At 37.6% G+C, this 13,291-nt stretch carries 10 protein-coding genes; 8 read left to right on the plus strand and 2 right to left on the minus strand.

Annotation, left to right across the window (positions count from 1 at the left end; genetic code table 11):
* The first annotated feature begins 562 nt into the window (after nucleotides 1-562).
* The 3 genes from AC106K_RS13105 (at nucleotide 563) to AC106K_RS13115 (ending at nucleotide 2,945) form a co-directional block, all read left to right on the plus strand.
* Nucleotides 563-1,864 (plus strand): ATP-binding protein, encoded by a 1,302-nt coding sequence (locus tag AC106K_RS13105; RefSeq protein ID WP_482445928.1) that lies wholly within the window; start codon nucleotides 563-565, stop codon nucleotides 1,862-1,864.
* 74 nt (nucleotides 1,865-1,938) lie between these two features.
* Nucleotides 1,939-2,508, plus strand: a complete 570-nt coding sequence (locus tag AC106K_RS13110; RefSeq protein WP_482445930.1) for a hypothetical protein — start codon at nucleotides 1,939-1,941, stop codon at nucleotides 2,506-2,508.
* Complete coding sequence (locus AC106K_RS13115; protein ID WP_482445932.1) at nucleotides 2,505-2,945, plus strand: lysozyme; 441 nt, start codon at nucleotides 2,505-2,507, stop codon at nucleotides 2,943-2,945. Before AC106K_RS13110 ends, AC106K_RS13115 begins: the two co-directional genes overlap by 4 nt.
* Before the next feature lie 169 nt (nucleotides 2,946-3,114).
* Here the strand turns inward: AC106K_RS13115 and AC106K_RS13120 are convergent, their stop codons facing one another.
* The gene (locus AC106K_RS13120) at nucleotides 3,115-3,903 is read right to left on the minus strand and encodes a PhzF family phenazine biosynthesis protein (RefSeq protein ID WP_482445934.1); all 789 of its coding nucleotides are present in this window, start codon (nucleotides 3,901-3,903) and stop codon (nucleotides 3,115-3,117) included.
* 700 nt (nucleotides 3,904-4,603) lie between these two features.
* Between AC106K_RS13120 and AC106K_RS13125 the strand changes: the two genes are divergently transcribed.
* The 5 genes from AC106K_RS13125 to AC106K_RS13145 all read left to right on the plus strand — a co-directional run bounded on the left by AC106K_RS13125 (nucleotide 4,604) and on the right by AC106K_RS13145 (nucleotide 12,328).
* Entirely contained in the window at nucleotides 4,604-5,455 is an 852-nt protein-coding gene (locus AC106K_RS13125) for a hypothetical protein (protein WP_482445936.1), read from the plus strand.
* A gap of 2 nt (nucleotides 5,456-5,457) precedes the next feature.
* Nucleotides 5,458-6,876: a hypothetical protein gene (locus AC106K_RS13130; protein WP_482445938.1), complete on the plus strand. Its 1,419-nt coding sequence runs from the start codon at nucleotides 5,458-5,460 to the stop codon at nucleotides 6,874-6,876.
* A 1-nt stretch (nucleotide 6,877) separates the two neighbouring features.
* Complete coding sequence (locus AC106K_RS13135; RefSeq protein ID WP_482445940.1) at nucleotides 6,878-9,490, plus strand: hypothetical protein; 2,613 nt, start codon at nucleotides 6,878-6,880, stop codon at nucleotides 9,488-9,490.
* 418 nt (nucleotides 9,491-9,908) lie between these two features.
* Complete coding sequence (locus tag AC106K_RS13140) at nucleotides 9,909-10,967, plus strand: serine hydrolase domain-containing protein (RefSeq protein WP_482445942.1); 1,059 nt, start codon at nucleotides 9,909-9,911, stop codon at nucleotides 10,965-10,967.
* 275 nt (nucleotides 10,968-11,242) lie between these two features.
* Entirely contained in the window at nucleotides 11,243-12,328 is a 1,086-nt protein-coding gene (locus tag AC106K_RS13145; protein ID WP_482445943.1) for an alpha/beta fold hydrolase, read from the plus strand.
* 1 nt (nucleotide 12,329) lies between these two features.
* Here AC106K_RS13145 and AC106K_RS13150 read toward each other — a convergent pair whose 3' ends face one another.
* Complete coding sequence (locus AC106K_RS13150) at nucleotides 12,330-13,277, minus strand: beta-1,6-N-acetylglucosaminyltransferase (protein ID WP_482445945.1); 948 nt, start codon at nucleotides 13,275-13,277, stop codon at nucleotides 12,330-12,332.
* Nucleotides 13,278-13,291: the final 14 nt, after the last annotated feature.

Consider the following 13,291-nt stretch of genomic DNA (forward strand, 5'->3'; position numbering starts at 1 on the left):
GTGTTGCTTGTGTTTGTGGAATTTAATCGACGCAAAGATTTTTAGAATCTTATCCCATATTCTTAAGGAAACAAAGAATGGAATCCATTTCATTGATTCTTTCTAAGCGAATGCATATTCATGAAGCTTCTTCAGCGACTAAGTTGCTCTTCTTTGCTCCCTAAAATAAAACATTCAAATGAAAGTTTTTGCGTTTTTTAAAATACATTGTTTCATTCAACAAGAATAATAAGAGCTGCTGCAACTACAGGATAAGAAGGCCAAAAAACTTTTATAATAGCAAAAAAAGTATCAATTTTGTGCTTGTAATTCAATTTCAATATTCTGTTTATCAGCAAAATATAAGTTGCTGCAGCTACAGAACAGAGAGGCTGGAAAACTTCTATAACAGCAAAAAAAACATCAATTTTGAACTTTCTCCAAAACAATTCTATGGCAGCTGAGGAGAGACGCTCAAATGTGAAATGCTTTCCCGGTGTTTCTTAAAACCAATCATAAAATATAGTGATGCATCCCTAAGATAGGGTACATCCTATTCCGAAAATAAAAAGACTAAAAACCAATGAATTCCGTACAATTACAAAACTTATTTACCCATCTGGAAGAGGTCATTACATGGCGTATCGAGAATCCTTCAGAAGATTTTAATATAGGAGCCCCTGAATTTAATGCTGATGACCATGAAGGTTTTCAATTAGGAAACTATATTTCAGGGAGAGCGCTTGCCCATCAGGAAGTTGTTATTCTTTTAATGGCCCTATTGCCACAACTGGATCCGTCATTGCTGAAACGCATTTACCTGGAGTATCCCAATAGTGCGCTGTTTGATTTTTGTTCAGCCAATGATAACGGCAGACTCTTTTATCCAACCATTCAGGCCGTTCAGTATATTTTAGGTGGCGACAGCATTTCAGAGCGATTGAAGGCGATGGATTATTTCACTTCCCATTCAGCTTTGACCAGAGAAGAAATCATTGTTTTTTCAGATACCTCTGTGAACAGCCCGATAAGTGTTCATCACGAAGCCTTTAATATGATCATGTTTGGATTGGAATCATTACCGAAAATGAGCAATGACTTCCCTGCAGAACAACTGCACACCCGCAGATCATGGGCAGATTTGATCCTTCCTAAAAACACGCTGGATGAACTTCAGAGTATTGAAACCTGGTACCATAGCAGCCGGATTCTCATGGAGGATTGGGATATGCAGAAAAAATTGAAACCGGGCTTTAGAGTCTTGTTTTACGGTGAGCCGGGAACCGGGAAGACTCTTGCAGCAAGCCTTTTAGGAAAATATACCCAACGCCCTGTCTTCAGAGTTGATATTTCCATGCTGGTCTCTAAATATATCGGTGAAACAGAAAAGCAGTTGGCAAAACTATTTGATAAAGCAGAAAACAAAAACTGGATTTTATTTTTTGACGAAGCCGATGCTATTTTCGGAAAACGAACCAATGTACGGGATGCCCATGATAAATACGCCAATCAGGAAGTTTCTTATCTGCTGCAGCGGGTAGAAACATTTTCAGGACTTATTATTCTGGCATCCAACTTCAAAAATAATATGGATAAAGCCTTTACGCGACGCTTTCATAGCTGCATACAATTCAATAATCCAAAGCATGAGGAGCGTCTGCGTATCTGGCAGCAAAATTTACCGAAACAGTTACAACTTGAAGATATTGATTTAGATCAGATTGCCAAACAATACGAACTGAGTGGCTCCAATATTATGAATGTAATACAGGATGTCAGCTTAAAAACAATCGGATTAAAACAATCAGATTACAAAGTAAGTGCAGACATGCTACTGGAAAGCATCAAAAAAGAATATGTGAAAGAAGATAAAATATTCATGTAAGATATTGCTGTTCAGTCAAATTGTTTCTTGTCCGTTGTAAAAAAGTATTTCTATTAATTTCAAAAATAAAGCTGATGAAAGCACAAATTCTATTGCTGGTACTACTGAGCAGCCTCATGATGGGCTGCCGGAGCAAACATAAAATCACAACAACTTATAAAGAAAATACAAAAGAAACAGAAAGTATAAAAGCTGATTCTATGAGTTTACATGACTCAAAATCGGCTCAGAGTGAGAATGCAGAAGTTCTGATCCAGGAAAAGAAAAATGAAATGTCCGGGGATATTCTGATTAAAGGTAAATCTGATGCATCCAATCCTTTTGTCTTTCATAATGTGGTGGAAGGAGATACCATTCAAAGTATCTCCATCACAGGAAACGCAGAATATTTGGTCAAAAGCCATTATGTAAAAAAAGATCATAAAAAATCAGAGATTAAAAAAGAAGAATCTGCCAGCATCATTCAGGATTCAGTACAGAAAACTTTGACAAAAGAAACAACCAAAGAAGTTGCTTCAAAAGTCTCTGAAAAGACCAAAAAAATCACGTCAACCGGTTTTGAAGCTGCAGCCTGGATTTTCATTACCATCATTGGAATCACTCTGATACTCATCTTTTTCACCTATAAATATTTTAAAAAATGAAAACATCACAAAAAGGAATCAACTTAATCTTATCATTTGAAGGCTTCAGTTCGGAACCTTATCTGGATTCAGCAAAAATTCCCACCATCGGATACGGAAATACCTATTATCCCGGTGGCAGAAAAGTGACCATGAAAGATCCGGCTATTACAAGAGAAAAAGGAGCAGAATTGTTTGCAACGGTGTTGCCAACCTATGAAAAAATAGTCAGCAATAAGGTAAAAACAACGCTTACCCAAAATCAATTTGATGCTCTTGTCTCACATACTTACAATACCGGAGGTTCAGATGGCTTGTTTTCTTTGGTCAATAAAAAAGCAGGAGAAACGGAGATCAGAAATTGGTTTACTACCAAATACATTACTGCTGGCGGAAAAACGCTGAATGGACTGATCAGAAGAAGAAAAGCTGAAGCGGATCTGTTCTTTTCCAAATAAAAAATCTTGGGAATAAAAACAGAGACGGAGAATTTTAAACAAAAAAGTCTAAAATAAGAAGGTTAAAAAAACAGCGAGCTTTCGGGTGGTCTGATTATATAAAGAAATCGACAAATACGTAAATATTTGTCGATTTTGTGGATTCTGAAAGTAGCTTTTCAAAATAATGTTATTCTATCCATAGATGTCCCATAGAATAGGTTCTGGCTTTACCTGCTACAATCACTCTTTCGTTTTTGTTTTCACAATAAAGCTGGCCACCTCTTTCCGATAGCTGACGGGCGAAAAGCTTATCTTTTCCTAACCTTGCTGCCCAGAAAGGAATAAGTGAGCAATGGGCAGAACCCGTTACAGGATCTTCAAGAATTGATGATTGCGGGGTAAAATACCTTGACACAAAATCACTGTCACTCCCTTTCGCCGTTACAACAACTCCTCCCGGATCCAGATTGATGAGGTCCAAAACGGATCTTTCAACTTCGATTTTTTTAATATCTTCCTCAGACTCATATACAAGAACGTAATCTCTTGATAGGAAAACCTCTTTAGGCTGTATATTGAGAGCCTGCACAATGGCATCCGGAAGAGTGGAGGCTTCAGGCATTCTTGACGGGAAATTCATATAATAGAATCCATCTTTTACCTCTACAGTTAGCTCACCGCTTTTCGTTTCAAAGACAATTCTGTCATTCTGATAATTTAAAATGGAGGCCAGGCAGTGAGCGGTGGCCAGGGTAGCATGTCCGCATAGGTCCATTTCTATTTCCGGAGTAAACCATCTCAGATGAATGGTATTGCCATTATCAATAAAGAAAGCAGTTTCTGCAACGGCATTTTCGCGGGCTATTTTTAAGAGAATCTCGTCCGGTAACCAGGTTTTTAACGGAACAACACACGCTGGGTTTCCACGGAAAATTTCTTCTGTAAACGCATCGATCTGATATAATTCTAACTTCATGATTGAGAAAATTTGTTGTTAATAATGGGTAATAAAAAATAATATTTGTTGGGTGTTGATTTTTTTACATCAGCTTTTGCTTTTCAAACGCAGAAAACCCTCGGACAATTCCTTTTTTTCTTTGGTGCAAAGATAAGATGATATAGCCACTACATGAACAGCAATAACAATAATTTCATATCCGAAAAAGAAAAATTCGAAATAACCAGGATTGAGTTTTTTCATGAATAAATAACAGAGTTTGGCTCTCGCTGCATGTATAGCAGGCAGTAAATGTATTTTGACCTAAAAATACAAAAGTTTTCCATAATAATCAACCTGATGTTTTTCGGGAATTCATCCGGTAATGTTCACTTTTGAAAGGAGACTACTGCAGCTACAGAATAGAGAGGGCAAAAAGCTTTGATATGATTAAAAAAAAAATGAATTTTGAGCATTGCAATTACAAAACAATATCATTATCAGAGATTAAGCAGAAAAATGTACATGATATTGTGATCAGATAAAATAACAGACATTGGCAAAATTCATGGTCTTCCTGATAACGCCCCTGTAAGTAATTCACCTGCTGATAAGGTCATAAAAAGGAATAAAATCCGAAGCAGCTCAGGAATATAGAATTCCATTCAAGCCGATCGACCTGCCAACAATATAGGTATTTCCCGAATCAATTGTATCAAAACTAATTTCAATAATAAACATGAGTACACCATTAAATATAATTTTCAGCTGGTTTGAGAAAGGTGATTTTCCTACAGAACAGCAGTTTAAGGAGACCTTTTCTTCATTCCGCCATTTAGACGAAAAAATCAAAATGGATGAGGTGCTGGGCCTGAGTGAAGCCTTTCAAAACACCTTGTCTTCCGCAACTTTTACCCACCACCTGGAAGATGAAAACGCACATACTTCTGTACTGGCAAAACGCAACGCATCCAATCTTACAGCGGCTAATATAGACGAATGGAAAGAAAAATTACAAATCAGATTAGCCGCGACCATAGATGGCGTTGAAGCAACCGGAAATGTCTATACAAAAGAGCAGATAAGAGAAATTATGCATGCATTTCAGACAAAGGATGATGAAATGCTTGAGCATATTGCAAAGATCAATAGAATACTGGCGTCTGATGATGCAAATCTTGATACAATTCAGGAAATCGTCAACTATATCAAAGAAAACAGGGCTCAGGTAGAATGGCTTAAAGAGGCTATTATCACCAGCATTTCAGATGATAAAGTTCACCTTGCCGGAAGCTATTCCAACTGGAGTGGGGTTGCTTATCAGAATCAGTTTAACGATCAGGTATACAATAGAATTAAAAATATAGAAGATGCAGCCAATCCCGAAAAAAATAAATATGAAGAGAGAATCAGGGGAGACTCCAGGATAAAACATAATCTGGATACATTAAGTTTTGTGATCGATGCTTACGACACAGTAACCATGTTTACAATACCTGTTAAAGTGAGAAGAATAGATCCCAATACAATTGAAGTACTATTCGACTCAGTGCCACCAAACATAATTCAGTTAACCATTAAAAAAATATAACTATGGACATTAAATACGCTTATTATCGAAGCTCTGTTGGATATAAAATAGAAGGAAAAACAGACAATGATATTTTAACAGCCGGAGGAGGCACAAGAGCAATCAGTTCTTTCTGGCATGACGGAAATTTGAATCCGTTAGATTATGTGCCTAAAACAAGAACTTTAACCATTAACGGGACCACTTTTGATTTGTCGGCAAACAGATCATTTACAACGCCAGACACGATTACCCGTCTGAAGGGAGGGGCATCCGGTTCTTTAGTATCCGGAGATGTTACCCTTGCGGCAGGAGCTAATGTGACCATTAACCAGGCCGGGAATACAATCACATTAGCAGCTGTAGATACCACTTACAGCGCAGGGAATGGTTTGACATTGACGGGAACTAGCTTTTCTTTGCCGGTCACTACTTCAGGTACAGGGAATGTAGTTACAGGAGTCAGTCAGACTGCCAACGGAATTACGGTGAATCTGGGCTCTATGCCTACTACATCGGATCTGGCTAATTATATCCCGTTAGCACAAAAAGGAGCCGCGAATGGAGTGGCATCATTGGACGCATCAGGGCTGGTTCCTGCCTCTCAATTACCATCTTATGTAGATGATGTGTTGGAAGGATATTATAAAACTGCGGACGGTAAGTTTTACAAAGAGGCTGGGTATGCCACCCTTATTGCTGGAGAAACAGGTAAAATTTATGTATCTCTTGATACTAACAAAACGTACCGATGGACGGGAACAACGTTTGTGTATATCACCTCAGGAGCTGTAGACTCTGTAAACGGATTAACAGGTGTTGTTGTTTTAAACAAAACCCATATAGGTCTAGGGAATGTAGACAACACAGCAGATGCTGCAAAAAATGTTCTTTCCGCAACAAAATGGACTACAGCGCAGACGATTACGCTTTCCGGAGTTACGGCAACAGCACAATCCATTGACGGTTCCGGAAATGTAACCATTCCTGTTATTGCTGTTCCTGCGACATTACTTACAGGGACTGCATCAGTGAATACAACGGGATCAGCTGCAAAACTGACAACCCCGAGAACTATTTCTGCTACAGGTGACGGAACGTGGAGTGTTTCCTTTGACGGTTCAGTAAACGCAGCGGCAGCGTTGACATTAGCGGCAACAGGAGTAACTGCCGGTACCTATAGCCAGGTTACAGTAGATGCTAAAGGTAGAGTTACTGCTGGAAGCAATGCTACAAAAACATACATCACAACCATTTCCGGAACGGCAACAGTGACGCACAATTTAGGTTCCAGAAATGTAGATGTTGTGATGTATGATACGACGACATTGTACAGAATTGATGGCAGGATAAAATTAACCGATCCTAATAAAATAGATATTGAATTTGATTCTGCTTTACCTAATACTGTATCCGTAACAGTAACCCGTAAAGATATTTAACATGGATGTAAAATACGCATATTATAACACTTCTAAAGGCTATAGAGTGACGGGCGGTACAGCCGCCCAGTTTTTAAAGGCAGATGGCTCTTTAGACAATACCGAGTACATTAATAGGTATTCAGATCAGACCATCAATTCTACTAAAACGATAGGTTTTCAAAATACCATATATTCCGGATGGGACAGGTCATCGGTAGCTAATCCGCAGATGGGCCCCATCTCTTTACTCAATCTTGCTTTACAGGGAGCTTATCCTTTATATGGAGATGAAGAATTCCGAAGCGGATTTAATGGAATAGGAGTTTACAATAACTATGGTAATGGTAATGTAACGATGACCAGAGAAGCTGCCGCTAATCTTCCGAACAGATCAGGAATGCAGTTGAGGTTCAATTATAATGGTGGTGGAGCAACTCCAGGTTTAGGTGGATTTATCATAGGATTTATAGCCAGAGCGAATGCCATATTCATTCAAAAGTTTATGGCGAAGCTTCCTGTAGGATACTCATTCAATAATGCCGAAAACTACATGGGGGATAATGCTTCAGTGAATTGGTTGACCTCAAAAGCAGGAACCGGGAAATGGGAAACCTATGTGAGAGCAGTGATATGCGGAACCGGGACTAATTTTGGCAATGGAGGCCATGTGTATGTTGCAGGTCCGGATACTGCAATGGAATTCTGTTTAGCTTTTGCTGAAATTTATGAAGTCAACAGTTCTGTATTTTCCAGAATAAAAGAAGCTTGCTATGTTAAGAATGAAACAATTCATTTTAATGGGGCTGTAGCGGATTTAATTACTGTAGGAGATTCATATGCTCAGAAAAAGTTATTGTCTACCTCATGGGATGGAACTAATGGGGATCAACTCCTATTAAGAGTTCCGGGAAGCCAGAATAATGGAGCTTATCTCAGATATTCTCAGAATGGAACTTTAAATGGGAATATAGGATCGCTGGGATCAGATAATTTGACGGGAGGCCAGATATTAAGCCCTCAGGGAAATACCTTGTACCTGGGAAATTCGTTTCTACCCAATACAATACTTCAGTCTACTACCAATACTCAGTTTAATTATGGAGGAACTGGTACCCTCTATACATTTAACGTCAATGGAGTTTACTCTGATCGAAATATTAATTTTAATCAAGACAATTCCGGGATCAATTTTTTTGATGGCGGTAAGATCTATAAAAAAGGTGGCGGCGGAATCTATATTAACAGAGGAACTAATGGACTGGATCCGAGAGTGGAAACGGCAGATGGATCTCAATCATGGAGGATATTTCATGAAGGAAATTTTAATGCTACAGGCTATGTAACACAAACGGCTCTAAATGCCCAGTTAAACAATTATGCCACGCTGGGAGGAGTGCAGACATTTACCAATACCAATACCTTCTCGCAAAGCCCGGTTATCCCGGCAGGAACTTTAGGAACTCATGCAGTAAATCTAAACCAGCTGAGTACAAAAGCGAATGGTCAGGAAAATGCTACGGCAGTAGGGTTCTCATCTGGAAATATACCTACTGCGGATGGAGGTGCATATCCGTATATGTATCATAATTCAGGATTATATGTAGCATTGGCAACACAGTCTTATGCACAGTCCAACTTTGTAAATACCCCGAACGGCACATCCGTTGTCATCTCAGGTTCAAATCTGAACTCTTATCTTAAAACAGGTTTTTACAGAGGGGCTGCATTAGTTAATGCACCTTCAAATAATAGCGGCTGGTGGTATGTAACTGTTGAAACTCACGATACGACCTGGGTAAAACAGACCGCAACTGCATTTGGTTCAGGGAATACGACCAATATAACCTACCAAAGGACAATGAGCGGAGGTGTCTGGTCTAATTGGGCACAGGTGTGGACGGCCCAGGAACTTACCACAACGAGTATTCAGCAATGGAATAATGTGGCTCAGTATGGTTTACGGGTAAACGCAGAATTTACAACAATTACAGGGTCCGGATTATTTATTTCAGATAATTATGCCGGTAGTAGCGAATCAGGGATTATAGATGTTAAACTGAGGAGATTATTAGCAGCGAAAAGAAAAGATTATTATTACTATGGCTCTGGTTTTAGGAATGTTGACGGGTTAAACTTCAATCTTAATACCACGCTCTTCGGAATGGGGCGAGAGGCGAATGATAAAGATAAATTAAGTGTAAGCGGCTCCGTAAAAGCAAGTGATAACTTTAAATCAGAAGATGAAGATCCAAACGCCGTTTTTATTCCTGATGGTAGAGTAGCCAGCCTCAAAGATGAAATTGTTAATGATCAGTCTGATTCTAAATATTATGCCCTCAGATTAGATCCACACGAATATAATGTCCCTGCTCCCGGTTATTTTGGCGTAGACGATAAAAACAGACTTATCCATATTATTGGAGAACAGACGGAGATGGTTGTAGGTTTCAAAGAAGTCTATCCGAAACAACAGATCGTTATTTATAATTTTGATTATAACAAAGGTATGATGGGAGTTGAAGTATATGGCAAAAGAATATATAATATTAGCCCACTCTGTTTCGTCAGATTGTATGTGACAGAATCAGGAAGAGTAATTGCAGAACGAGAGCAACCATGTAGGTTTGTTTGATAGAAAAATAGGAAGGGAACAAAAAAGTTCTCCAATATTTGATCTCCAGATTTAACCACATAAAAAGTTATTGATTAATATAAAAAAGACACCATTTTTTTAGTGGTGTCTTTTTGCTGTTTTTTAAAAGAAGCTACAAAGAAGTAAGACAATTATCGTTGAAATACTCTTCGAACTTGCTTTTAATTCAAAATTTTCTTTCAATACTTCTTTTAAGAAGCTTAAACATAATGCATTGATTTGTTTTTGTAAGAAATTGAATATTAGTATTTTGTAATTACTCGTACTCTTTTTCGTAAAGAATCGTACCTGTTTTTTTGAACAAATGAGATCGAATACCTTTATTCGGTCGCCTGTTGAGGTCTTCTTCCACATCTTTGTATCGAAATAATTTTTTAACCCACAAAAAAACGATCCAATGAAAACTTCATCAAAATTTTTAGCAATAGCATTATTTGTAAGCAGCTTCTCTTTTGGACAAAACTTTTCCCAAAAAATTGATTCTATTATAAACGATAATTATAAAAAAAATCCTGAAGTAGGAATCAGCGTAGGCTTTATCAGTAATAATGAAGAATATTATACCTCTCACGGTAAGCTGAATGCAGAAAGCCAGGCAAATATTGATGAAAATTCTCTGTTTGAGATTGCGTCCATTACCAAAATCCTGACATCCAATTTAATTGCTCAGGCCGTTTTGGATCATAAACTGAAGCTGGATGATTATATAGACGGCTTTCTTCCCAAAGAATATGTACTGCAACAAAATCTTAGGAATAAAATTAAAATTTCGGATCTCGCTTCACATCAATCCGGTTTACCTGATATAGATTTTGCAAAGCTCATAGAAATGAATCCACAACAGCCTGTAAGCAATGTAACGGCACAAACACTGGCTGAGATCATCAATAACTGCAGTGAGCTGAAAGACTATGGTAAATACAGATATTCTACCATTGGATATACTTTACTGGGCCAAATATTAGAAAAAGTATATGGCAAAAGTTATGATGAAATCATCAGAGCTAAAATCATAAAACCGTTACACATGAAAAATACATTCACGAAGGATTTTAACGTGAAAAATAGAACCACAGCTCACAATCCAAACGGAGGTATTCAGGAATTCTTCAAATGGAATATTACAGCATCTGCCGGATTGGTAAAATCCAATGCTTCCGATATGGTTACGTATTTAAAAGCCGTTTTAAATAATGAAACAACAGTTGGCAAGGCTGCAGTCATCACAGAAAAAATCGTGTATAAAGATGAAAAAAGAGAAATGGGGCTGGGGCTGAACATTGTGACTGATGATAAAAATACCATTTATATGAAATCTGGGGATTCTATGGGGCAGTCTTCCATCATTTGCTATAACAGAAACAAAAAATGGGGGATTATCATCCTTCTTGACCAGAGAAACTCAAAAATGAGACAAGATCTGTTGAATAAGATCTATGATACCGTTCTGAAATAGATAAAAGGCTCATTAGCCGTGACTAAATTCTTCAGGTCGAACCGTTGAGTTTATGAAAGATTCCGATGGAAAATACTCAATGATTAAATTGACTAAGGCTGGAGTAGCGGAAATACGCAATAAAAAATGAAGTAAACAGTAAAATGAGTGCTGTAGTACATGATAAATTCATTAATATTGTTGGTGCGAAACATAAGCAATTGATCTATTCGTGTGATTATGTATCGTAAACTAATAACCACTACCAACGTAAACAAAGTAAAAACATGCGAAGTATGAAAAGAAATATCATTCTGTTGCTTTCTTTCATGATGTATTTATCGGCAGATGCTCAGACAAAAACTGCCGTAGATTCCGTAGCACAACGGAATTTGTTCCAGACCTTAAAACCCGAATTTGAGAAGTACGAAAAAGAACACGGAAAATATATTCAGACCCATAATGTAAAAATGCATTATCTGGAGTGGGGAAGTAAGAAAACTCCAACCCTTGTCTGGATTCACGGGACGTATAGCAATGGCTATGAATTATATGAAATTATAGACCAATTGGTAAAAATGAATCTGCATGTGATTGCAATAGATTATTATGGCCACGGATATACGTCTATTTCTCAAAAAAATCTGTCTGTTTATCACGTAGCAGATGATATTAAATTTCTTTTGGACCAGATGAAAATTAAAAAAGCAATCATTGGAGGCTGGTCGAGAGGCGGAACCATAAGTTCAGCATTTTACGATGCTTATCCGGAAACGGTTCAGGCTCTTATTTTGGAAGACGGCGGTTCTGTGGCCTGGGATTTTCAGGCAAAGGCGGCCAACATTGCGAAAGATATTGAAGAAACCAAACAATATTATACCGACAAAAAAGCAATGGTTTTTGATAATGAGTTTGATGCATATTGGTTTATGTATAACAATTGGGGGATAAAAGGCAAAGGAAATGAAAAACTGAAAAAAGAAATTTTTACCTCTTATGCCCGGATCAAGAAAAACGCCAACGGAAAATATGAAATAAACCCCGGTGCAGAAGAACTTACCGGAGAAAATTCTGCCGAAGAAAACATTGCCATTATTTACACTCCTTTTACTTCCAAAACAGCTTTTGGAGCTTCTACCCATCAATTAAATCCTAAAATCATTTACCGGAATCTGAATAAACCTTTGCTTATTTTAGACCCTGTCAGTAAAAATGACTGGTTCGATTTTAAAGAAGAAAATGATAAGCTTACAAAGGAGCATCAGCCTTTTATTATTCACAAAGTGTATGAAAACACCTGGCATGGCGTAAAAGACGAGCGCCCGAATGAAGTAGTGAATGATATTAAAACATTCCTGTTGAATAGCAAGTTGATACAATAAATTAATTATTTTGCCGGTCATCCCTTCTTAGTTCTCTTTCCACTTCATCAATCTCCGTTAAAGGAAGAAAAAAAGTGTTTTCAATATAGCTTCGGATATTTTCATCCGTTTTATTATTTATTTTTCGGATAAAAAGCTGATTGGTCGATTTCAGAGACTCTATATAATTCAGCGTATCCTGCTTATTCTGGAAAATTGATTTCTCAAATACGGCTCTTTTGTCATCATTAACGATAATATCATTAAATGAGGTATTCATAAGAACAGTCTGAAAAAATGATTCAGCAGGTAAAAACGTATGAAGGTAGTAATCCTCAAAATCCATTACTTTTTTATTGCTGGTTAAGAAAGCACAGGTTTCTCTTGTAAACATAAACCATTTTCCTCCAATATAAGGAGTTACCCCTTTCATAAATTCTCTTTTGTAAATGAAGGAGGAGATTATATAGGCCAATTCGGTGAAATGATTTTGTATTCTTTTCAGGGTATCCGGTCTGTAAAACTTCTGGTCGTAATAGAACAGGTAATTCCTGCCATTGTTCACCGTAAGAAATTTACGGATGATAGACTGGGATTTAAGAGGATAATCTTCACCACTCAGATTAATGAAATAGTCCCATTCCCGGCTTGCATTTAAGAGGAACTCCATGGCATTAAGCTCTGCCTGGATCATACTGAAGCCTCCTGAAACAATATTCAGGCTATCTAAAATAAAGACATTGGGAAATTGAGTGATGTAGAGTTGTATTTCTTCTGTGAAGGCTGGCTGGGCCTTTCTGTCAATATGAATAAGATAAAACTGATCTTTTGTAAAAATTTTCTGAAACATTGCCTTGAATACATGCGGTTTGTGATGTATCATAATAAAATAGGCGATTTTTATATGCGGTGTCGCATATGATTTCAGGGTTTGGGGCTGAGGATGGGTAGTGGGAAAGGCTGTTTGCATTTTGGGGAGAGCTT

Source organism: Chryseobacterium sp. FR048, assembly GCF_056844665.1.